Consider the following 20,211-nt stretch of genomic DNA (forward strand, 5'->3'; position numbering starts at 1 on the left):
TGCGTTGTCGTCGCGGAACCGTACCGTGGGCGACCGCATCTATCCGTTCGCGGAGCAGGTGAGGGACGCTGATCCGCGGGAAACGGGACGTCGGGCGACGAAGTGGGCGGGCGGTCACACAACATGACGGGTTGGCGGACAACGGCCGGGCGGCTGACGCCGGAACGGATCAAGAGCGCACCGCGGGCCATGGTGGTCGGGGTGGCGGTCGTGGTGGTCGTGCTCGCCGCCGTGGTGTCGGCGCTGGTCGCGCCGGGCGGCGGCAGCAGCGGCACCGCCGCGGCCGCGACGACGGGGAAGGCGAAGAACGCGAAGAACGCCGAGGAGTCGGACAGCGGCAAGGACGGCAAGGACGGCAAGGACGGCGGCAAGGGCGGCAAGGGCGGGCACTCCAAGGCCCCGCACAAGCCGTCGTCGAAGCCGACCACGTCCGCGCCGCCGGTCGCCCCGGTGCCGGTCGACATCGTGCACGCGGCCGAGATACCCGGCAAGGCCGTCAACATCACCATCGACGACGGCCCCGACCCCGTGTGGACCCCCAAGGTCCTGGCGGTGCTCACGAAGCACCATGTGCACGCGACCTTCTGCATGATCGGCCCGCAGGCCAAGGCCCATCCCGACCTGGTGCGCCGGATCGTGGCCGAGGGCCACCGGCTGTGCGACCACACCGTCTCCCACGACGAGTCGATGGACCACAAGCCCGTCGCGTACCAGCAGAAGGAGATCCTGGACGCGCTCGCGATGATCGAGGAGGCGTCCGGCAACGCCCCCGTCCAGTACTACCGGGCCCCCGGCGGCGCCTTCACGCCCGCCAGTCGCCAGCTCGCCGCGCAGCACGGCATGCGGCCGCTCGGCTGGAACGTCGACACCAAGGACTTCTCCCGGCCCGGCGTCGGGACGATCGTGGCGACGGTCAAGTCGGAGATCGGCAACGGCCCGACGATCCTCTTCCACGACGGCGGCGGCGACCGCTCGCAGACCGTGGCCGCCCTCGACCAGTCGCTGACCTGGCTGGCCCAGCAGCACTACGCCTTCAGTTTCCCGAAGGTCCGCTGACAGCTCCGCCGAAAGGGTCCGCCGAAAGGGTCTGCCGGAACGGTCCGCCGCGCAGAACCGCTCAGCCGCCGTACGGGCGCGGCGCCGCCAGCACCGCCTGCATCACCGCGCGGGCGATCGGCGCCGCGCTGCCGCCGCCGGAGATGTCCGCCCGGGCCGCCTCCGCGTCCTCCACGACCACGGCGACGGCCACGGCCGCCCGGCTCGCACCCCGCGGCCGGGCGTAGCTGATGAACCAGGCGTACGGCGTGCCCTTGTTGCCCACTCCGTGCTGCGCGGTGCCGGTCTTGCCGCCGACCACCGCGCCCGGGATCGCCGCGTTGGTGCCCGTGCCGTCCGTCACGACGGCCTCCATGAGCTGCTGCAGCTGCCCGGCCGTCCAGCGCGAGACGGCCCGGTGCAGCAGCTCCGGCTCGGTACGCGCCACCACGGTGCCGGAGTGGTTGGTGACCCGGTCGACCAGGTACGGGCGCATCAGCTCGCCGCCGTCGCCGACGGCCGCCGCGACCATCGCCATCTGCAGCGGGGTGGCCGTGGTGTCGAACTGCCCGATCGAGGACAGCGCGACCTGGTCCGGGCTCATCTTCGTGTCGAAGTTGCTCTTCGCGACGCCCGGCGGGATGCGCAGTCCGGTGTCGTTGAAGCCGAAGGCCTGGGCCTGCCGCACCATCGCGCGGAGCCCCACGTCGGCGCCGAGCTTGGCGAAGACGGTGTTGCAGGAGACCCGGAAGGCGTCCAGTACGCTCGCGTCCGCGCAGCCGCGGCCCTCGTTGGTGAGCGACCAGGTGGTGCCGGGCAGCCGGTAGGGGTCGGGGGAGTCGGTCGGCGCCGCGAGGTCGGTGACCGCGCCCGACTCCAGCGCCGCCGCGGCCGTGATCACCTTGAAGGCCGAACCCGGCGGGTAGGTCTGCCGGATCGCCCGGTCCAGCATGGGCTGCGCCGGGTCGTCGTTGAGCTTGCGCCACTGTTCGGCCACCGCCTCGCCGGTGCCGGACAGCAGCCCGGGGTCGTAGGACGGCGAGGTGACCAGGGCCAGGATCCGGCCTGTCGCCGGGTCGAGGGCGGCGACCGCGCCGCGCCGGCCCGCGAGCCCCGCGTAGGCAGCCTTCTGGGCGGCGGCGTCGATCGTGGTGTGGACGTCGCCGGGGCGCTGCCGGTTGCGGGTGATCTCGTTCCACAGCGGCGCCGAGGCCAGTTGCGGGCTGGTGCCGGACAGCAGCCCGTCCTCGGTGCCCTCCAGCAGCGAGGTGCCGTACGTCTGCGACGCGAAGCCGGTGACGGGCGCGTACAGCGGCCCGTCGCGGTAGGTGCGGGTGTACGCCAACTGGCCGCCGGTGCCGCGGGCGCCGGTGACGGGCCGGGTGCCCACCAGGATGGAGCCGCGCGGGTGCGCGTAGCGGGCGATGGCGATCCGCCGGTTGGCCGGGTCGGCGGCGTACGAGCCGGACTCGACGACCATCACCCGCACCGCGTTGACCAGGAGCGCCAGCGCGAGCAGGAGGATCAGCACGGCGCAGCGCCGGATGCAGCGGGTCACAGGGGGGTGTCCTCTCGCGGCGGCGGTGGCGCTGGGCGGCGCGCGCTGTCGCTGAGCCGGATCAGCAGCGCCACGATGATCCAGTTGGTCACGACCGACGAGCCGCCCTGCGCGAGGAAGGGCATCGCCATGCCGGTGAGCGGGATCAGGTCCGTCACCCCGCCGGTGATCACGAAGACCTGGAGCGCCACGATCGCCGCGAGCCCCACCGCGAGCAGCCGCCCGAAGGGGTCGCGCAGTGCGAGCCCGGCCTGCAGGCCGCGGGCGACCAGCAGCGCGTACAGGCCCAGCAGCGCGCACAGTCCGGCCAGGCCCAGCTCCTCCCCGGCGGTGGCGAGGACGAAGTCGGACTTGGCGGCGAAGCCGATCAGCGCGGAGTGCCCCTGGCCGAGTCCGGTGCCCAGCACCGCGCCGTTGCCGAAGGCGTAGAGGGACTGGGCGAGCTGCCCGGGGCCGAGCCCGGCGCGGACGCTCGCGAAGGGGTGCAGCCAGTCCTCGACCCGCCCGTGCACGTGCGGTTCGAGGGAGCCGACCGCGAAGGCGCCCGCCGCGCTCAGCAGCAGGCCCACCGCGACCCAGCCGGTGCGCCCGGTCGCCACGTAGAGCATCACCACGAACAGGCCGAAGAACAGCAGCGAGGTGCCGAGGTCGCGCTCCAGCACCAGCACCCCGACGCTCAGCAGCCAGATCGTCAGCACCGGCCCCAGCACCCGCCCGGTCGGCAGCTGGAGCCGCCGCAGCCCGAGGACGGTACGGCCGGTGTACGCGAGCGCGGCGCGGTTGGCCGCGAGGTAGGCGGCGAAGAAGACCGCGAGCAGCACCTTCGCGAACTCGCCGGGCTGGAGGGAGAATCCGGCCGCCCGGATCCAGATCCTGGCGCCGTTGACGGGCGGGAAGAAGATCGGCGCGGCCATCAGCGCGAGCGCCGCCGTCACCCCCAGGTAGGCGTAGCGGGCCAGCACCCGGTGGTCGTCCAGCGCCAGCACCACCAGCACGAACAGGGTGATGCCCAGCGTCGACCACACCAGCTGCGCGGGCGCGGCGCGCGGCCCGAGCGACGGCTCCAGGTCCAGCCGGTAGATCAGCACCAGGCCGAGCCCGTTGAGCAGCACCGCGATCGGCAGCAGCAGCGGGTCGGCGTACGGGGCGCGGGCGCGTACGGCCAGGTGCGCGAGGATCGCGAGCAGCGCGAGCCCGGCGCCGTACCCGGCGGCGTCCGGCGGGACCGCGCCCGCGGTCGCGAGGCCCACCTCCGCGTAGCCGTACACCGACACCAGCACCGCCGCGACGGTCAGCGACAGCTCCACTCCGCGGCCGCGCCGCGGCGCCCCCGCCGCCCGCTCCGCCGCGGGCGCGGTCTTCGCCGACGTAGCGCTCATGCCCCGCAACCTAGCAAGGCGGGGCCGACATATAGGTCATGTCGCCCGCCGGGCCGCGCCGGACGCCCCCGCGCGGGGGTGAGCGTTTCGCGCTGCCGCGCGGGGCGAGCGTTTTCCGGGGCGGGGAGGGTGCGCGTGCTGCGCGGGGCGAGCGTTTTCCGGGGCGGGGAGGGTGCGCGTGCTGCGCGGGGCACTCGTTTTTCAGGGGCGCGGGGAACTGCGCGGCCCACCCCCACCGGGGCGCGGGTCGTCACCGGCCCGAAGGGGCAGTTCGGTTTCGTACCGGACCACCGGCCGGTGGTGGGTTGCTCGCGCAGTTCCCCGCGCCCCTGAAAAACGCTGGCTCGGCGCGGCAGCGCGAGCCCCTCGCGCGGCAGCGCAAACCGCCCGCCCGGCGCGGCAGCGCGAACCGCTCGGCCCCCGGCGGGGGGCGCGGGCGGTGTCCCCGGGGTGTCGGGGGGCGCGCGTAGGGTGGCGGGGTGACCGCACAGCCCCGCGCCGCCGTGGCGGAAAGCCTCGCCGATCTGCCGTACGCCGCCGTGCTCGTCCCGCACAGCGGGGGGTTGGAGGTCGAGGGGGACTACGACACCGTCCACCTCGACGGCCTGCACGCCCCCGAGGGCGCCAGGGCCGCGGGGGCCCGCTTCCTGGAGTCCGCGCTCACCGACTGCGTGCTGTCCGGCACGGACCTGCGCGGGGCGCGCTTCAACGACGCCTGGCTGTCCGGCTGCCGCCTCACCGGCTGCACCCTGGCCGGCGGCCAGTGGCTGGACACCGCCGTCCTCGGCAGCTCGCTGGCCGGCGTCGAGCTGTACGACGCGGTGCTGCGCCGCGTCACGTTCGTGCGCTGCAAGCTCGACTCCGTCAACCTGCGGGCGACCGCGCTGCACGACGTCGTCTTCGAGGACTGCGTGCTGCGCGACGTCGACTTCGGCGAGGCCCGGCTGGAGGGCGTGACCTTCCCCGGCACCCGTATCGAGCAGGCCCGCTTCGGCCGCGCCGCGCTCAAGGACGCCGACCTGCGCGGCGCCCTGACCATCGACCTGGCCGACGGCTACGAGTCGCTGCGCGGCGCGGTGATCACCCCCGCGCAGCTGCTCGACCTCGCACCCGCCCTCGCCCAGACCCTCGGCCTGACCGTGGCCGAGCCCGCCGCGCCCGCAGGGCGCGCGTCCAGCGCCCGCACCCGGGCCGCAAGCAGAAGGAGCCCCCGCCGATGAGCACCCTCCACGACATCCCGCTGCAGACCCTCGACGGCACCGCCACCACGCTGGCCGAGCACGCCGGCAAGGTCGTGCTGCTCGTCAACGTCGCGTCCAAGTGCGGCCTCACCCCCCAGTACGAGGCCCTGGAGCGGATGCAGAAGCAGTACGCCGACCGCGGCTTCACGGTCGTCGGTATGCCCTGCAACCAGTTCGGCGCCCAGGAGCCCGGCAGCGCCGAGGAGATCGCGACCTTCTGCTCCACGACCTACGGCGTCAGCTTCCCGCTGCTCGCCAAGGCGGACGTCAACGGTGCGAACCGGCACCCGCTCTACGCGGAGCTGACGCAGCTGGCCGACGCCGAGGGCGAAGCGGGAGATATCACCTGGAATTTCGAGAAGTTCCTGATCAGCGGCTCGGGTGAGGCCGTGGCCCGCTTCCGGCCGCGCGTCGTTCCCGAGGCTGACGAGGTGGTTGGGGCGATCGAGGCAAACCTGCCCCGCTGAACCACCGGCCGGGGTGGCAACCACCCGGCTGACCAGCGGCGAAGGTGCCCTAGATGCGCGAACGCGCCATGGCAGGATCCGGCCGGTTCCAGGACATTGTCCGGAACCGGCCCTGCTGGTTGTCTGTAATCACCGCCCCGGCAACGAGAAGGGACAAAGGAGTGCACGACTACGGGTTCCGAACCGGCCACCTGTGTGTCGACACGGACCCTGCACTCTGCGTTCCTTGCCAGGAGCGTTTGGATCGGCAGCTCGCCTTGCTTCCCCGGGTATACGGCGAGCTTGAGGTCGCACTCGTAGCAGCGCAGGACCCCGGCGACAGACTGTCCGGCACTGACCGGCCCGGCATCCCCCTGAACGGGCCGGCAGTCGAGGCGCGCGCTGCCATTCGAGAAACCTTGACCTCCTGGGCCGATCTGATGGTCGAGGGCCGCACCGTCCGCCTCCCCCTGCGGACGGTGCCGGCCCTCGCGGCCTTCCTCCGTCGCCACCTCGGCTGGCTCGCCGTGCACCCCGCGGCCGACGACGCGGCGACGGACATCGACACTGTGCTCCAACGCGCCCTGGCCGTCGCCAGGCCGCACGAAGCCCTCATGGCCGCGACGGCCCCCGTCGGGTCCTGACCCGAGCCCCGACCCAGGCCCACCGGCCGTAGGGAATCATCCCCCCACAAGAAAATGCACAGAGCACCGCGCGGTCCGCGAATCATCACGGGCCGCGCGGTGCTGTGTCCGTGCCCTCGGCGGTGCGCTCGGGCCCGGCGGTGTGTGCTCGGGTCGGGTCAGACCTGGACGGTGCCGGGAAACCATCCGGTAGGGGCGACCGCTGTGGTGGAGCCGGGGAACCACCCGGTAGGCGTGACCGTGGTGGTGGAGCCGGGGAACCATCCCGCCGGTGCCAGGCCGGGGAACCACCCGGCAGGGGTGACCGTGGTGGTGGAGCCGGGGAACCATCCCGCCGGTGCCAGGCCGGGGAACCACCCGGCAGGGGTGACCGTCGTGGTGGAACCGGGGAACCATCCCGCAGGCGTTGCTCCCGGGAACCAGCCGTCAGGCGAGACGGAGCCGGTCTTGGCGACGGGGGCGGGCGCCGGTGCGGGTGCGGAGGAGGAGTCGGCGGCAACAGCCGTGCCGGCAGCCGACGACAGAGCAAGCACCAGTGCTGCTACAGCGGAGACATGGGTCGAACGCCGGATCCGCGACATCGTAATCCTTAGGTGGGCAGAGAGTGTGACGTGCTCACTATGAAGTAGGGACACATGACTTTCCCAATGATGGCAAATGCAACCTGCACCGAACCAGGTGGCGCATGTGCGTATATCTGCCATGGCGTGAATGCGCCGGTCTGATCGCGTCACCTGAGGCGCGTCAGATCAGACCATGAGCCGCCGCGAGGACTCCCGCCTGGAATCGGCTGTCCGCTTCAAGATAGCGCATGATCTCGGAAACCAGGCGGCTCACGGTCCTCAGTGACACCCCGAGTTTCCGGGCGATCCGTTCGTCCGTCAGGCCGTTGGCCAGCAGCCTCATGGTCGTACGGTGCTGTTCGGTCAGCTCGCTGTCGGATTCCAGGCCGGGGGACGTGTTCGCACTGTAAGGGACCGAACGCAGCCAGCAATCCTCGTACATTGCCACGTACGAACGCACCAGGGCGGGCCCTCTGATCACGATGGCGGGGCCCAGTGGTTCATCGGGATTCGCCAATACCAAAGCGCTGTGTGTATCAGCCATCAGTAGGTCGAAAGGCACCTGCGGAGCGAGGCGGACTTCCACTCCGGCGGCAGCCAGATCCGACAGGTATTTACGTTGCCTGGGTGCTGAATTAATGCTCTGGCCATAAATAGCGCGGACTTTGACGCCGCGCGCGACGAGTTCGCTGTCGGCAGTGAGGGAACTCGCCAGAACCTCGCTGGAGGGCAGCGGACCGGGGTGCATCCAGCTGGCCGTCTCGGTGATCGTCGCGTCGAAGTCCCGCAGGAACTGGCGCCGCCTGTGGTCCCGGGTCAGCAGCTCGACCTCGATCTCGGCGTTCTCCCGCAGCACCGCGGGGCGGTAGCGCTCCATCAGCGACTCCGCGGCGGAGACCATCGAGGTCAGCTCGTCGCGCTGGCGCCGCAGCGACGCCCGCTGCCGGGCCAGCAGCTCGATCAGGGCGGTGTCCGGCTCGACCGCGTCCACCGCGCCCGAACCGTCGCTCGGGCGTATGAGGCCCAGCTCCTGGAGCTCCTGCCAGCCCGCCTCCGCCTCGGCCTCGGTCAGCCCGAGCGCGGCCACCGCCTTGTCCGGGGCGACGGACCCCTGACTGCGCAGTGTCTGATAAAGGGCGAGCCCGATGTCGGCCGCATTCGGCCCACCACCCCTCACCGAATTGGCCACGGATTCCCTCTTTCGTCGCGCGGTGCGCCGAAACGTGCAGCTGCCTGCAAGGTGGCAACCGCACCCTATACCGACTCTAGCAATGGATGGGCCCCTTGCCATGGGTGAGATCACGGTTCGGACACCCCGGCGTCGCGGTCGCGCCACGTTTCCTGGTAGGAACGAGTGCCGGCCGGGCGAAAGGATGAGCACGATGCGTCACACGGGGCGGCAGGGGCCGCCGGCGGAGACCGCCGACGGGCCGCGCGGCGGGCCCGCCGGAGCGGGCGGACCGGGCCGTGCGCAGGTCCCGGTCGTCGTCATCGGGGCCGGGAAGGTCGCGCACGCCGCGCACCTGCGCGAGATGCGCGACCTGTCGCAGCTGATCCGGCCCGCGGCCGTGATCGATCCGGATCCGGCCCACCGCGCGGCACTGATGGCGGGATTCGACCGGGTCGCGGTGTGCACGAGCGCCGAGGAGGCGGTGTGGGCCGGGGCGCGGGCCGCGCTGGTGCTCTCGCCGTGGTGGACCCACCGCGACGCGGTGATCGGCTGCCTGGAGGCGGGGCTGCCGGTGCTGTGCGAGAAGCCGGTGAGCCTGGACCTCGCGGAGATCGACGAGCTGATCGCCGCCGAGCGGCGCACCGGCGTGCCCGTCACCGCCGGCTACATGAAGCGGCACGACCCCGTCGTGCAGCTCTTCGTCGAGCACTGCCGGGACAACGCCGCCACCGCCCGCCGGATCAGCGTCGACATCCACGACCCCAACGCCCCGCACCTGGTCGACCACCTCGTCCCGTACCCCGCCCCGCCCTACGGCCCGCAGCCGCCCGCCGCGCGGGAGGCGCTCGGCCGCGCGCTCGGCCCCGGTGCGAGCGGCACGCAGGCCGAGGTCTACGCCCGGGGTCTGGGCGGCTCGCTCATCCACCAGGTCAACATCGTGCACGCCGCGCTGGAGGGAACCGGGCGCACTCTGCACGGCTCACTGGAGCACAGCGTGCAGTGGGCCGGCGGCAGCGCGGTGAGCTGCCGCTGGCGGCCGGACGACGAACTGCTCGTCGAGGTCAGCCATCTGCGGTTGCCCGAGCACCGCCGCTACCGCGAGACGATCGAGTTCACCGGCACCGACACCGTCGCCACCCTCACCCTGCCCTCGCCCTACGCCCGCGACGAGGGCGCGACGCTGCACATCGACACGTGGGAGCCGGACACCGGCGCCGCGACCCGCACCACGCACCGCTCCGGCCCCGCCGTGACGGGCTTCCGCGAGCAGCTGCGGGCCTGGACCCGCAGCATCGCCTGGAGCGCCGAAGCCGAAGCCGAAGCCGATGCCGGCGGCCTGCCCGCTCCGCGCCGCGGGATCTGGCCGCTGCCGGGCCTGCGCGAGGCGCGCGCGGACACCCTCGCGGTCAGGGAGGCGGCGCTGCGGCTGGCGTGAACCGGAGGTTTCCGCCGGCCGACGGCAGGGGTGGGAGCGCCTCCGTCGACGGCAGGGGTGGGGGTGCCCCCGCCGGAGGCAGGGGGAGTCACTCGACCTCGGGCTTGATCGCCGTCGGGTCCGGCACGTGCGGCAGGATGTCGGAGATGTACGAGGCGACGGCCGCCTCCAGGCCGACGTCCTTGCCGGCCTCCTCCGACATGTACCAGCGGTGCTCCAGCAGCTCGTGGTAGATCTGCGCGGGGTCCAGGCTGCGCCGCAGCTCCACCGGGATGAGCCGCACCGCGGGCCGGAAGACCTGCCGCACCCAGCGGTGCGCCAGCACCTCGGGCCGGGCGCCCAGCGGGTCGCCGGGCGCGTAGTCGTCCTGGGTGGTCATCCAGGACTCCAGGTCGTTGAGCAGGCTGCGGGCCTGGTTCTCCTCGGTGTCCATACCGGTCAGCCGCAGCAGCTGCCGCTGGTGGTGGCCGGCGTCCACGACCTTGGGCAGGAAGGTGATGGTGTCGCCCGCGGGGGAGCGCTGGATCTGCATCTCGGCGACGTCGAAGCCGAGGTCGTTGAGGCGGCGTATCCGGCGGTCGATGTACTGCCGCTTGTCCGCCGGGTAGACGGACTGCCGGGTCAGCTCGTGCCACAGGGCGTTGTAGCGCGAGCAGATGGCCTCGGCGAAGGTCACCGGGTCGACCGCCGGGTGCAGCGAGCCGCCCGCCTCCAGGTCCATGAGCTCGCCGGCGATGTTCACGCGGGCCAGGTCGATGTCGTAGTCGCGCTGCCCGGCGCTCAGCTCCGGCTGGATCTGCCCGGTCTCGGCGTCCACCAGGTAGGCGGCGAAGGCGCCCGCGTCCCGCCGGAAGAGGGTGTTGGACAGCGAGCAGTCGCCCCACGCGAAACCCACCAGGTGCAGCCGCACCAGCAGCACCGCGAGCGCGTCCAGCAGCCGGTTGACGGTGCTGGGCCGCATCGTCGTCTCGAACATCGAGCGGTAGGGCAGCGAGCCGTTCAGGTGCCGGGTGACGAGCGCGGGCTCCAGCGGGGTCCCGTCCGCCGCCTCCCGCCCGGTGACGACCGCGATCGGGTCGACCCCGGGTATGCCGAGCCGGTCCAGGTCGCGCAGCAGCCCGTACTCCCGGACCGCCGCCCACTCGCTGACCTCCTTGACCGCGACGACCTCGTCCCCGGCCCGGGCGAAGCGCACCACGTGCCGGGAGATGCCGCGCGGCAGCGCGACGAGCGACGCGTCCGACCACTGCTCCAGCGGCAGGTGCCACTCCAGGTCCAGCAGGGCGGAAGGGTGGTCGGCGTCGAAGGCCCTGATGTGCAGCGGCATGGCGGCGGCTCGGCTTCCTCGGGAAGGGGACGGGGCGGCACGGCGCCGCAGCTTCGATGGTGCCATGGGCGACGCGCGTCGCCGCAGGCAGGGAATACGGTCGACGCGGCACCGCGGATCGCGGATCATGCCCTCTCATGACCAGAACAGATCTGCCGCCCACCGGCGACGAGCGCACCACCCTCACGACCTTCCTCGACTACGCCCGCGACACCGCCCGCGAGAAGTGCGAGGGCGCCACCGACGAGCACGGCCGCGGCGCCCCGCTGCCCGGCTCCCCGCTCATGACGCTGTCCGGTGTGATCAACCACCTGCGCTGGGTGGAGCACTGGTGGTTCGACGTGATCTTCCTCGGCGGGGAGGACCGCGGCCCCTGGACCGACGAGGACCCCGACCGCGAGTTCACCGTCGACCTCGCCCTCCCCCTCGCCGACGTCCTGGCCGCCTACGCCGCCGACGCCGCCCGCCACCGCGAGACCGCCGCCGCCCACTCCCTCGACGACCTCGCCAAGCGCCCTATCCGCGACGGCAGCTACGTCAACCTCCGCTGGGTCCTGATGCACCTGATCGAGGAGACCGCCCGCCACAACGGCCACCTCGACATCCTCCGCGAACTGGCCGACGGCACGACGGGCCAGTGACCCGCCCGCCGCCGCCCCCGCCGACCGAGGCACTTGACGCCCCTCTGTGACGGGGGTGAGCATGCCTGGTGGGGGGTTGCGCGGCAGGACGGGCGCGCGGCCGAAGCGGGGGACGCTGCGAAGGCGGTCGGCATGGTTCTCGATGTGTTGTCCCAGTTCGTCGGCGGCGTGCTGACCGGGCGCTCGGCCGGCCGGCGTGACCGGCGGCTCGCGGCGCGCCACGAGGCCGGCGAGGTCTTCGACGTGCCCTGCGCGCTGCGCCGACCGGTCGCGGGACGGGACGGCCGATGGCGGTCCGGCCGGCTCACGGAGAAGGACGCCGTCCTCCTCTGGCAGCCGGCTCAGGGCGGCGGCGGATACACACTGCCGGTCGGCGAGTTGCGCGTCCTGGCGACCAGGGCGCCCGCCGGGGCCGAGGCGTGGTTCGTCAACAGGGACTGCACCATCCACCGGCTGCACTCGCGCGCGGGGGCCGTCGAGATCGCGATACCGCCGTGGAGCGCCGAGCGCTTCGGCGAGGTGCTCCGCCGGGGCGCCTGAACGAACGTAAGGGAACGAGGGGGGACCATGCTGGATCTGATCGGGGACTTCCTGGCCGCCGAGGCCGGGGGAAGGCTCGGCAGGCGGGCGGTGCTGAGGGCCGCGCGGCGGCGCAAGCGGCGGTTCGAGCAGGGGGAGCCCTTCGCCGTGGGGTGCCGGATACGGGACGCGGGCGCGGGGCGGGCGGGGTGGCGCCCCGCGCAGTTGCGGGAGCAGAACGGGCGGCTCGTCTTCGCGCCGGACTGGCACTTCGCCGACCTCACCGCCCCGCTGGGGGAGGTGCGCATCGAGTCCGAGCGCCCGCCGACCGGCGCCGACGCCCCCGTGGCGTCCGCGCGGTACTCGGTGATCGTCGGGCTCACCACGCCCGGCCGCACAGTCGAGGTTCTCCTCAACGACTCCGACGCGGACTGCCTGCGCGTCCTGCTCGCGCGGGCGGTCCCGGAGGCCGCGGCCTGACGCCCCCGGGGGTGCTAGGGTCGGGGCGCCGTGCAGCCGATGACGACCAGGGGAGGTGAGACCGATCAGCGAAATGACAGGTCGGGCCCGCCCTCCCCTCGCGCATGGCTGAGGGAGTGCCCGAGCACGCGCAGTGCGCGTGAGGCATTCCGAAAGGCGTGAGCGCCATGCGTTTCACTCTTCGTCCGGAGTCGTCGGCAGCCGACGGGGTCCGGACCAGGCAATTCCTTCTCGGTGACATCCCCGGCGTCCTGTGGACACCGGACGGGGCGGGGCCCGGCAGCAGGCCGCTCGTACTGGTCGGGCACGGGGGCGGGCAGCACAAGGAGGCACCCCTCGTGACGGCCCGCGCGGAGCGGTTCGTGCGGGAGTGCGGTTTCGCCGTCGCCGCCGTCGACGTGCCCGGGCACGGAGAGCGGCCCACCGATCCTGAGCTGGACGCGCTCGCCACCGCGAACGGGGCGCGTATCGCGGCGGGTGCGGAACCGTATCCGCTGATCGCGGACTTCCAGGGGCTGGTCGCCCGGCGCACCGTGCCGGAGTGGCGGGCGGTGCTGGACGCGCTCCAGGGGCTCGACGACATCGGGGCCGGGCCGGTGGGCTACTGGGGGGTGTCGCTGGGCTGCGGGCTCGGCGTGCCCTTCGCCGCCGCCGAGCCCCGGGTGCGGGCGGCGGTGCTGGGGCTGAGCGGGGCGCGGGCGCTGGCCCAGGACGCGGCGCGGGTCACCGTACCCGTGCGGTTCCTGCTCGCGTGGGACGACGAGCGCATCCCGCGCGCGGAGGGGCTCGCCCTCTTCGACGCGTTCGGCTCGGCGGACAAGTCCCTGCACGCCCACCCGGGCCCGCACTCCGCGCCGCTCCCGGCGGACGAACCGGCGGACGCGGCCCGCTTCTTCGCCCGCCACCTGGGCTGAGCCCGCGGCAGAACAACGGGCGGCCCGCCCCCGGTGGGGAGTGGGCCGCCCGTTGTTCTGCCGACGGGTAACCCCACCGCCACGGCCGGGCGGCGGCGGTGGGGTTACCCGTCCTTGCCGCCCGAACCGCCTTCGCCGCAGCCGGGGTTGCCCTTGCGGTCGACCTCCGCCTTCTCCACCGCCTCCAGCGGGCCGGTCTGCGGCTCGGAGGTGGTGGTGAGGCGGGCGAGGTGTCCGCGGCGCCCGCGTCGGTACGGCGGCCGTGTGCGTCCAGCCCCCCGCCGCCGGGCCGGTCGGACGCCCGGCGGCGGGGTAGCGGGGCGGTTTCGGCTCCGTCCCGCGCGGCTCGGGGATGCAGCGCGGTCCGGAGCGCCTCGCCGCGCCCACCCGGCCCGGCACGGCCGGGCGGGCGCATCCCCGCGTGCGGCCCGGGCGCTGCGCACGAGCCCCCCCTCCCGTGCGTCCCGCACCACGCGACGAGTCTGCGGTGCGGCGCCGAGGCGACCCAGGCCCTGCCTGTACGGGTACTGCCAGGGCCACCCTCGGCCGCCATACTGGACGGCATGGAGGACCTCGGAGATTTCCTGCGGTCACGCCGGGCGCGGGTCGCCCCCAAGTCCGCCGGGCTGACGTCCGGAGCCCGCCGCCGGGTGCCGGGGCTGCGCCGCGAGGAGGTCGCCCAGCTCGCCGGGATCAGCGTGGAGTACTACCAGCGGCTGGAGCAGGGGCGGTCCGGCGCGCCCTCGCCGGAGGTGCTGGACGCCCTCGCCCGGGTGCTGCGGCTGGACGCGGTGGAGCGCGCCCATCTGCTGTCCCTCGCGCACCCGCCCCGCCGTACGGAGCGCGCCGCGCCCGCCGGACTCCGGCCCGAACTGCGGCGCATGATCGACCACATGGGGGAGGTCGGCGCCGCCGTCCTGAACGACCACTTCGACATCGTCGCCGCGAACGCGCTGGGCGCCGTGCTCTTCGCCCCGGTGCTGGCGAGCCCCTGCGCGGCCCCCGGTACGCCGCCCAACCTCGCACGGCACATCTTCCTCGACCCCCGCGCCGCGGACTTCTACCTCGACTGGGACGAGGTCGCCTCCGTCACCGCGGCGCAACTCCGCCTCGTCCGAGGGCTGTTGCCGCAGGACGCGGAACTGGCCGGGCTGATAGCGGAGCTGGACGCCGGCAGCCCGTCCTTCCGGGCCAACTGGGCGACGGGAGACGTGGAGTTGCGCGCCGCCGGGACCAAGGTCGTACGCCACCCCGAGCACGGCGTGCTGCACCTGCACTACGAGAACCTCGACCTGCCGGGCGACCCCCACCACCGCGTCGTCGTCCTCAGCCCGGAGCCGGACCCGGCCACCGTCGCCGCGTGGCCGCGGCTCACGCGCGCGGACGGCTCCCCGGCGTCCGGCCGAACGCCCGCCGGAAGACGTCGATGAAGGCGCTCGGCGAGGACCAGCCGCAGCGTGCGGCGACCGCCGTGACGGGCATGCCCTCGCTGAGCAGCACCAGGGCGTGGTAGAGCCGCAGTTGGGTGCGCCACTGCGGGAAGGTCATGCCCAGCTCGTCCCGGAAGAGCCTGCTCAGGGTGCGCTCCCCGGCTCCGGCCGCGGCGCCGAACCCGGCGAGCGAGCGGCCGTCCGCCGGGTCGCGCTGCAGCAGCGCGCACACCGCGGCCAGCCGCGGGTCGGACGGCATCGGCAGATGCACGGGCTGCTGGGGCGAGGCGCGCAGCTGGTCCAGCAGGACGGCCCGCATGCGCCGCCGCTCGGCCCCCGCGACCGGCTCGTCCTCGCGCGTGTAGGCGAGGACGAGTTCGCGCAGCAGCGGTCCGACGGTCAGGGCCGCGGGCGCGTCGAGGCCGAGCGGGTTGACGGACGCGGGCAGCCCGATGGTGTGCAGGTCCAGACGCCCGTGCGCCCGGTGCGAGTGCGCGGTCCCCGCCGGGACCCACAACGCCCGGTTGCCGGGCGCGACCCACGTCCCCGCGTCCGTCGTGACGGTGAGGACGCCGCGCCCCGCGTAGTGGATCTGGTGCTCGCGGTGCACATGCGCGTCGATCCCTTCCCCCGCGGCGAGCGGCCGGACCGAGGTGGGCGGGGCGACGGTCGTCTCGGGGGCGGTGGCGGGCGGACGGGGGACTTTCGGCACGGCCCGCACTGTAGCGGCGGCGCGGCGCCGTACGGGAGAGCCGCAGGCCTTGCCGGAGGGCTGCCCTCCCGGGTCGGGCGGTGGGACGATACGGGGATGAGCGTTGGGGGGCGCGAGCAGCGCTCGCGTGAGGGTGGGACATTCCTGCGACGGCTGTGGGCGATCGTCCGCAACCCCGTGCTGATGGCGAAGATCGTGGCCGTGGTGGTGGTTACGGGCGTGGCGGGGCATCTGCTGCTGCCCGATGGCTGGCAGTACGCCTTCACCGCGTTGCTGGGCGGCCCGATCCTGGGGCTGCTGATCGGGGGTGACGCGGCACGGAGGGCGGACGCGGATACGGAGACAGCGCCGGGAGGCCCGGACCCCGAGTGAGCCGCCCTGCGGCGGGACCGTCCCGCGGAGGTGGCGGTTTTCCGACAGCATCCGGCATTCTGCCGGAAGCGGTGACCTCGCCCCGCGGGCCAGCATCGCGTCATGACCACTTCACGTCCGGCTGGACCGCCCTCCGACGGCCTCGCCCCGAACGCCCTCGCGGCCCTGCCGCCCGCCCCACCCGAACCGCCGTCGGGCGGTGGGCAGCGGCGGGCGATCCTGACGCTGTCCGTGGGGCACGCGTGCGTGGACGTCTACCAGGGGGCGGTGTCCGCGCTCGTCCCCTTCTTCGTCGCGGACCGGAATTACACCTACGCCGCCGCGTCCGGCGTGGTGCTCGCCGCGTCGCTGCTGTCCTCCCTCGTGCAGCCCGCGTTCGGGGCGCTCACCGACCGGCGGAGCATGCCGTGGCTGCTGCCGCTGAGCACCGCGCTGTGCGGGATCGGGATCGCGTTCAGCGGCGTCGGGAGTTCGTACCCGCTGACGCTGCTGTGCGTCGCGGTCGCGGGGGTCGGGATCGCCGCGTACCACCCGGAGTCGGCGCGGGTCGCGCGGATCGCGAGCCGCGGCAGCCACACCGCGATGGGCTGGTTCTCGCTCGGCGGCAACATCGGCTTCGCGCTCGCCCCGCTGCTGGTCACGCCGGTCGTCGGGGCGGGCGGCCTGGGCGCCACGCCGGTGCTCGTGCTGCCCGCCGCGCTGGGCGCGGCGCTCGCGCTGCTCGCCGTGCGCCGCGGGTCCGCCGCCGCGGAGGGGCCCGGGACGCGTACGGCGGGGGCCGACGACCGCCCCGACGACCGCCGCTCCTTCGTCCGCCTGACCCTCGCGATCGTGTGCCGGTCGGTCGTCTTCGTCGTCCTCGGCAGCTTCATCTCCCTCTACGCGCGCCAGCGCACGGGCGGCGGTACGGCGGTCGGAGCCGCGGCCCTCTTCGTCCTCTACCTCGGCGGCGCGGTGGGCACGGTGCTGGGCAGCGCGCTCGCCGCCCGCTGGACGCGAGTACGGGTCGTGCGCCGGTCGTACGTCGCGAGCGCCGCCGCGGTCGCGGGCGTCGTGCTCGTCCCGGGCCCGGCCCTCTACCTCTTCGTCGCCCTCGCCTCCGCGGGCCTCTACGTCCCCTTCTCCCTCCAGGTCACCCTGGGCCAGGACTACCTGCCCTCCCGCGTCGGCACCGCGAGCGGCGTGACGCTGGGCCTGGCGGTGAGCGTCGGCGGCGTGCTGAGCCCCGCGGTGGGCGCGCTCGCCGACGCCACGTCCCTGCGTACGGCCCTGCTCCCGCTGATCACCCTCCCCGCCCTCGGCTGGCTCCTCACCCGCCCGCTCCCGGAACCGGCGCTGCCCGCCCAGCGGTAGCGGGCCGCGCGGGCGGGAGCCGGGCGGTTCAGGCCCGCGCGGTCAGGGCCGGGCGGAGGAAGGTGCGGTCGAAGCGGCGAATGCAGCGGCTCGCCGCGCTCAGCCGCCACAGCTCCCGCGCCTCCGGGTCGTCGAGGATGGCCGCGCGGTATTCCTCGTACGCGGCGAGGGTGGGGAAGGAGAAGAGGGCGTACGCGATGTCGTTCGCGCCCTCGTGCGGCAGGAAGCAGCCGTGGTGCGTGCCGCCGAGGCGGGTGACGACGGGGATCCAGCCGGTCACGTATCGCTCGAAGGCGTCGAGCTGCGCGGGGTCGATCTCGTAGCGCAGGTGGCAGGTGACCACTCGGGGCTCCTTTCACGGACGGGCGGGTGGGGGAGTGCGGCCGGGCGGTCAGCTCTTCGCGGCGGTCCACTCGGGGGCGAGGACGGCCCAGACCTGCTTGTCGTAGCGCTTGCCTTCGTACGGCCAGGCCTCCCGCCGCAGGCCCTCCAGGGTCATGCCGAGGCGCTTGGCGACGGCAGCGCTGCGTTCGTTGTCGCTGCGGCAGTGCCATTCGGCGCGGTGGAAGCCGCGTTCGACGAGCGCGTGGTCGAGCAGGGCCGCGCAGGCGGGGGTGACCAGGCCGTGGCCCTCGGCGGCGGGCTCCAGCCAGCAGCCGATCTCGCAGTTGCCCGTCGCGGCCTCGACGGCGGCGAACATCACCCCGCCCACGAGGGTGCCGCCGCGGCGGATGCCGAACAGGCAGGTGCCGTCGCGGGCCTGCCGCTCGGCGTACCGGGCGAGGGTGGCACGGGCCCCGGCGAGGTCGGTGGTGACGAACGACGGGCCGACCCAGGGCCGGATGTGCTCGCGGGCCCTGTCCAGGTGCGCGGCGAACTCCTCGGCGTGCCAGGTCTCCAGCGGGGCCAGGTGCGCGTCGTCGCGCAGCGCCAGCGAGAACATGATGACCTCCCGATTTACATAACACCTGTTGTGTGAATGTAGCGTAGGCGTATGGCACGGACAAAGGGAGATCACGAGAGCCGCCGCCGCGACGTCTCGGAGGCGGTGTGGCAGGTCATGGCCGAGCGCGGTTTCTCCGGTCTCACGCTGCGGGCCGTCGCGGCCCGGCTCGGTGCCTCCACCGGGCTGCTCACCCACTACTTCCCGAGCAAGGACGCCCTGGTGGTGTACGCCCTCGACCTGCTGGAGGAGCGCACCGCGAGCCGGCGGCGCGGCGAGCGGGGGCACGGCCTGGCGGGGCTGCGGGACGCGCTGCTCGACGTACTGCCGCTGACCGCGGAGGCCACGGACAGCAACCGCGTCTGGGTCTCGTCCTGGGGCGCCGCGCTCGCCGACCCCGCGCTGACCGCGGGCCACGCCGGCAGGTACGCCCGCGGCCGGGCCAGGCTCGCCGAGCGGGTCGTCCAGGCGCAGCAGGCGGGCGAGCTGCGGCCCGGCGACCCCGATCGCATCGCGGCGGCGGCGCACGCGTTCGTCCTCGGCCTTGTCGTGCAGGCGCTCCTCGACCCCGCCGCCTTCCCCCCGGAGCGGCAGATCGCCCTGGTCGACGACCACCTGGCCGCGCTGGCTCCCCCCGCCGGGCAGGCCCGCCGCCGCGGCGGGACCGGCGGGGCCCCGGGGGCTCACCAGGCGACGGGCAGCGACTCCACGCCGTAGACCGTCGAGCCCGAGCGGAAGCGGAGGGCGCTTTCCGGGACCGCGAGGCGGAGGGTGGGGAAGCGGCGGAGCAGGGCGGGCAGAGCGGCCTTCAGCTCCATCCGGGCCAGCTGCTGGCCGAGGCACTGGTGGACGCCGAAGCCGAAGGAGAGCTGGGTGACCGGGCGGCGGCGCAGGTCGAGGCCGTCCGGGTCGTCGGGGACGAACGCGGGGTCGCGGTTCGCCGTCAGCGCGGACATCAGGACGTACTCGCCCGCGGCGACCGGCTGCCCGTTGATCTCGACGTCAGCGGTGGCGCGGCGCGGCACCGGCGCGGGGATGGCGAGGTGGCGCAGGAGCTCCTCGACGGCCGGGCCGGCGGCCTCGGGGTCGTCGCGGAGGGCGGCGAGCTGCTCGGGGTTGCGCAGCAGGGCCAGCACGCTCAGCGCGATCTGCGTCGCCGTGGTCTCGTGCCCCCCGATCAGGAGGGTGATGCCGAACCCGATGAGCTCCTCGTCGGCCACCTCGTCGCCGTGCTCGCGCACGACCGCGCCCAGCACCCCGTCCCCGGGGTCGGCCCGGTGGCGGGCGACGACGTCCGCCAGCGCCTCGTGCAGCTCCTCCGAGGCGGCGAGCACCTCCTCGGCGGAGGTGGTCCCGCTCATGATCACCTGGGAGGTGCGCTGGAACATCGACCGCGTCCCGTACGGGACGTCGAGCAGCTCGCAGATCGCCAGCGACGGGATCGGCAGGGCGAAGTCCTGCACCAGGTCGGCGACCGGCCCGCGCGCCGCGATGGCGTCGAGGTGCTCCTCGACGATCGCCTCCATCGCGGGGCGCAGCCGCTCGACCTGCCGGTTGGTGAAGCTGCCGGTGAGCATCCGGCGCAGCCGGGCGTGCTCCGCGCCGCTGTAGGCGAGCAGGAAGCCCGGCTGGTTGTAGAGGGTGCGCGGCTGGTCCGGGTCGATGCCGTTGCCCGTGACCAGGTGCGGGTCGGCGAAGGCGGCCCGGACGTCGTCGTAGCGGGTGACGACGACGGCCTCGACCTCGCCCAGCACCGGGTGGACGACGGGGATCCGCGGCAGCCCCTCGGTCTCGCGCATCCGCCGCAGATCCGGCGACGGGTCGAACGGGCAGGCGCGGTCGCGTTCCGAGGCGGTGAAGGCCACCGAACGGAGTTCGGTCATGGTGCGTGCTCCTCAGCTGGTTCGCCGGTGGTTCGCCGGAAAGGCCGTAAGGTCCAGCCGGCCGGGGGAACACCGCCCGCCCGGCAGGCAGTTGCGGCAGGTGGGCCGGGGGGTGTGTGCCAGGGCACGGCGGGCACCGCTGCGGGCTCGGTGTCGCAACGCACG

General features: G+C 74.0%; 22 protein-coding genes. 13 read left to right on the forward strand and 9 right to left on the reverse strand.

Features of this window, described 5'->3' with window-relative positions; all coding sequences use genetic code 11:
* The first annotated feature begins 189 nt into the window (after window positions 1–189).
* Window positions 190–1,056 (forward strand): polysaccharide deacetylase family protein, encoded by an 867-nt coding sequence (locus tag IH54_RS0129060; RefSeq protein ID WP_031522470.1) that lies wholly within the window; start codon window positions 190–192, stop codon window positions 1,054–1,056.
* A gap of 61 nt (window positions 1,057–1,117) precedes the next feature.
* Here the strand turns inward: IH54_RS0129060 and IH54_RS0129065 are convergent, their stop codons facing one another.
* Both IH54_RS0129065 and IH54_RS0129070 read right to left on the reverse strand, forming a co-directional pair.
* Window positions 1,118–2,593 carry a penicillin-binding transpeptidase domain-containing protein gene (locus tag IH54_RS0129065; RefSeq protein ID WP_031522472.1) on the reverse strand — a complete coding sequence of 492 codons (1,476 nt, stop codon included), beginning with the start codon at window positions 2,591–2,593 and terminating at the stop codon, window positions 1,118–1,120.
* Window positions 2,590–3,972, reverse strand: a complete 1,383-nt coding sequence (locus IH54_RS0129070; RefSeq protein WP_031522475.1) for an FtsW/RodA/SpoVE family cell cycle protein — start codon at window positions 3,970–3,972, stop codon at window positions 2,590–2,592. The genes IH54_RS0129065 and IH54_RS0129070 overlap by 4 nt, the downstream gene beginning before the upstream one ends.
* Before the next feature lie 479 nt (window positions 3,973–4,451).
* On the opposite strand from IH54_RS0129070, the gene IH54_RS0129075 reads away from it, so the two are divergent.
* The 3 genes from IH54_RS0129075 to IH54_RS45775 all read left to right on the forward strand — a co-directional run bounded on the left by IH54_RS0129075 (window position 4,452) and on the right by IH54_RS45775 (window position 6,303).
* Window positions 4,452–5,192, forward strand: coding sequence for a pentapeptide repeat-containing protein (locus IH54_RS0129075; protein ID WP_052397987.1), 741 nt, complete (start codon window positions 4,452–4,454; stop codon window positions 5,190–5,192).
* Entirely contained in the window at window positions 5,189–5,680 is a 492-nt protein-coding gene (locus IH54_RS0129080; RefSeq protein WP_031522480.1) for a glutathione peroxidase, read from the forward strand. Before IH54_RS0129075 ends, IH54_RS0129080 begins: the two co-directional genes overlap by 4 nt.
* Before the next feature lie 398 nt (window positions 5,681–6,078).
* Entirely contained in the window at window positions 6,079–6,303 is a 225-nt protein-coding gene (locus IH54_RS45775; RefSeq protein WP_159012127.1) for a hypothetical protein, read from the forward strand.
* A gap of 158 nt (window positions 6,304–6,461) precedes the next feature.
* Here IH54_RS45775 and IH54_RS46310 read toward each other — a convergent pair whose 3' ends face one another.
* Complete coding sequence (locus tag IH54_RS46310) at window positions 6,462–6,836, reverse strand: hypothetical protein (protein ID WP_199923483.1); 375 nt, start codon at window positions 6,834–6,836, stop codon at window positions 6,462–6,464.
* Between the two features lie 211 nt (window positions 6,837–7,047).
* A complete protein-coding gene (locus IH54_RS0129090; protein WP_159012128.1) occupies window positions 7,048–8,055 on the reverse strand; it encodes a helix-turn-helix transcriptional regulator in 1,008 nt (335 codons plus the stop codon).
* Window positions 8,056–8,248: 193 nt separating this feature from the next.
* Here IH54_RS0129090 and IH54_RS0129095 point away from each other — a divergent pair, with 193 nt between their 5' ends.
* Window positions 8,249–9,472, forward strand: coding sequence for a Gfo/Idh/MocA family protein (locus IH54_RS0129095; RefSeq protein WP_031522488.1), 1,224 nt, complete (start codon window positions 8,249–8,251; stop codon window positions 9,470–9,472).
* 88 nt (window positions 9,473–9,560) lie between these two features.
* Here IH54_RS0129095 and IH54_RS0129100 read toward each other — a convergent pair whose 3' ends face one another.
* A complete protein-coding gene (locus tag IH54_RS0129100; protein WP_031522490.1) occupies window positions 9,561–10,799 on the reverse strand; it encodes a DUF4032 domain-containing protein in 1,239 nt (412 codons plus the stop codon).
* Window positions 10,800–10,936: 137 nt separating this feature from the next.
* Here IH54_RS0129100 and IH54_RS0129105 point away from each other — a divergent pair, with 137 nt between their 5' ends.
* From IH54_RS0129105 to IH54_RS0129125, 5 genes are all read left to right on the forward strand, one after another.
* On the forward strand, window positions 10,937–11,440 hold the full coding sequence (locus IH54_RS0129105; RefSeq protein ID WP_031522492.1) for a DinB family protein: 504 nt from the start codon (window positions 10,937–10,939) through the stop codon (window positions 11,438–11,440).
* A 132-nt stretch (window positions 11,441–11,572) separates the two neighbouring features.
* Entirely contained in the window at window positions 11,573–11,980 is a 408-nt protein-coding gene (locus IH54_RS41985) for a hypothetical protein (RefSeq protein WP_159012130.1), read from the forward strand.
* Between the two features lie 27 nt (window positions 11,981–12,007).
* Window positions 12,008–12,439, forward strand: coding sequence for a hypothetical protein (locus IH54_RS0129115; RefSeq protein WP_031522497.1), 432 nt, complete (start codon window positions 12,008–12,010; stop codon window positions 12,437–12,439).
* Window positions 12,440–12,606: 167 nt separating this feature from the next.
* Entirely contained in the window at window positions 12,607–13,353 is a 747-nt protein-coding gene (locus IH54_RS0129120) for a dienelactone hydrolase family protein (RefSeq protein WP_031522500.1), read from the forward strand.
* 563 nt (window positions 13,354–13,916) lie between these two features.
* Window positions 13,917–14,783, forward strand: coding sequence for a helix-turn-helix transcriptional regulator (locus tag IH54_RS0129125; RefSeq protein ID WP_052397990.1), 867 nt, complete (start codon window positions 13,917–13,919; stop codon window positions 14,781–14,783).
* On the opposite strand, the gene IH54_RS0129130 is transcribed toward IH54_RS0129125, so the two are convergent.
* Window positions 14,725–15,495 (reverse strand): AraC family transcriptional regulator, encoded by a 771-nt coding sequence (locus tag IH54_RS0129130; RefSeq protein ID WP_052397992.1) that lies wholly within the window; start codon window positions 15,493–15,495, stop codon window positions 14,725–14,727. The genes IH54_RS0129125 and IH54_RS0129130 overlap by 59 nt on opposite strands.
* 96 nt (window positions 15,496–15,591) lie before the next feature.
* Here IH54_RS0129130 and IH54_RS47170 point away from each other — a divergent pair, with 96 nt between their 5' ends.
* Together IH54_RS47170 and IH54_RS0129140 are read left to right on the forward strand one after the other, a co-directional pair.
* Window positions 15,592–15,867, forward strand: a complete 276-nt coding sequence (locus tag IH54_RS47170) for a hypothetical protein (RefSeq protein WP_031522507.1) — start codon at window positions 15,592–15,594, stop codon at window positions 15,865–15,867.
* 102 nt (window positions 15,868–15,969) lie between these two features.
* Complete coding sequence (locus IH54_RS0129140) at window positions 15,970–17,220, forward strand: MFS transporter (RefSeq protein ID WP_078862612.1); 1,251 nt, start codon at window positions 15,970–15,972, stop codon at window positions 17,218–17,220.
* A 28-nt stretch (window positions 17,221–17,248) separates the two neighbouring features.
* On the opposite strand, the gene IH54_RS0129145 is transcribed toward IH54_RS0129140, so the two are convergent.
* A complete protein-coding gene (locus tag IH54_RS0129145; protein WP_031522512.1) occupies window positions 17,249–17,563 on the reverse strand; it encodes an NIPSNAP family protein in 315 nt (104 codons plus the stop codon).
* A gap of 48 nt (window positions 17,564–17,611) precedes the next feature.
* A complete protein-coding gene (locus IH54_RS0129150) occupies window positions 17,612–18,163 on the reverse strand; it encodes a GNAT family N-acetyltransferase (protein ID WP_031522514.1) in 552 nt (183 codons plus the stop codon).
* 51 nt (window positions 18,164–18,214) lie between these two features.
* On the opposite strand from IH54_RS0129150, the gene IH54_RS0129155 reads away from it, so the two are divergent.
* Entirely contained in the window at window positions 18,215–18,880 is a 666-nt protein-coding gene (locus IH54_RS0129155) for a TetR/AcrR family transcriptional regulator (protein WP_078862613.1), read from the forward strand.
* On the opposite strand, the gene IH54_RS0129160 is transcribed toward IH54_RS0129155, so the two are convergent.
* Window positions 18,847–20,046, reverse strand: coding sequence for a cytochrome P450 (locus tag IH54_RS0129160; protein ID WP_031522518.1), 1,200 nt, complete (start codon window positions 20,044–20,046; stop codon window positions 18,847–18,849). The genes IH54_RS0129155 and IH54_RS0129160 overlap by 34 nt on opposite strands.
* Between the last annotated feature and the right edge of the window lie 165 nt (window positions 20,047–20,211).

This window comes from Streptomyces sp. NRRL F-5123, from assembly GCF_000721495.1.
Lineage (GTDB): Bacteria > Actinomycetota > Actinomycetes > Streptomycetales > Streptomycetaceae > Actinacidiphila.

What these genes read in the sequence shown, in the direction of transcription:
- IH54_RS0129095 (WP_031522488.1), top strand. Translation starts at nt 8,249, where the DNA reads ATGCGTCACACGGGGCGGCAGGGGCCGCCGGCGGAGACCGCCGACGGG.
- IH54_RS41985 (WP_159012130.1), top strand. Translation starts at nt 11,573, where the DNA reads ATGGTTCTCGATGTGTTGTCCCAGTTCGTCGGCGGCGTGCTGACCGGG.
- IH54_RS0129155 (WP_078862613.1), top strand. Translation starts at nt 18,215, where the DNA reads ATGGCACGGACAAAGGGAGATCACGAGAGCCGCCGCCGCGACGTCTCG.
- IH54_RS0129060 (WP_031522470.1), top strand. Translation starts at nt 190, where the DNA reads ATGGTGGTCGGGGTGGCGGTCGTGGTGGTCGTGCTCGCCGCCGTGGTG.
- IH54_RS0129150 (WP_031522514.1), bottom strand. Translation starts at nt 18,163, where the DNA reads ATGTTCTCGCTGGCGCTGCGCGACGACGCGCACCTGGCCCCGCTGGAG.
- IH54_RS0129120 (WP_031522500.1), top strand. Translation starts at nt 12,607, where the DNA reads ATGCGTTTCACTCTTCGTCCGGAGTCGTCGGCAGCCGACGGGGTCCGG.
- IH54_RS0129105 (WP_031522492.1), top strand. Translation starts at nt 10,937, where the DNA reads ATGACCAGAACAGATCTGCCGCCCACCGGCGACGAGCGCACCACCCTC.
- IH54_RS0129140 (WP_078862612.1), top strand. Translation starts at nt 15,970, where the DNA reads ATGACCACTTCACGTCCGGCTGGACCGCCCTCCGACGGCCTCGCCCCG.
- IH54_RS0129080 (WP_031522480.1), top strand. Translation starts at nt 5,189, where the DNA reads ATGAGCACCCTCCACGACATCCCGCTGCAGACCCTCGACGGCACCGCC.
- IH54_RS0129070 (WP_031522475.1), bottom strand. Translation starts at nt 3,972, where the DNA reads ATGAGCGCTACGTCGGCGAAGACCGCGCCCGCGGCGGAGCGGGCGGCG.
- IH54_RS0129115 (WP_031522497.1), top strand. Translation starts at nt 12,008, where the DNA reads ATGCTGGATCTGATCGGGGACTTCCTGGCCGCCGAGGCCGGGGGAAGG.
- IH54_RS0129160 (WP_031522518.1), bottom strand. Translation starts at nt 20,046, where the DNA reads ATGACCGAACTCCGTTCGGTGGCCTTCACCGCCTCGGAACGCGACCGC.
- IH54_RS0129100 (WP_031522490.1), bottom strand. Translation starts at nt 10,799, where the DNA reads ATGCCGCTGCACATCAGGGCCTTCGACGCCGACCACCCTTCCGCCCTG.
- IH54_RS0129125 (WP_052397990.1), top strand. Translation starts at nt 13,917, where the DNA reads ATGGAGGACCTCGGAGATTTCCTGCGGTCACGCCGGGCGCGGGTCGCC.
- IH54_RS47170 (WP_031522507.1), top strand. Translation starts at nt 15,592, where the DNA reads ATGAGCGTTGGGGGGCGCGAGCAGCGCTCGCGTGAGGGTGGGACATTC.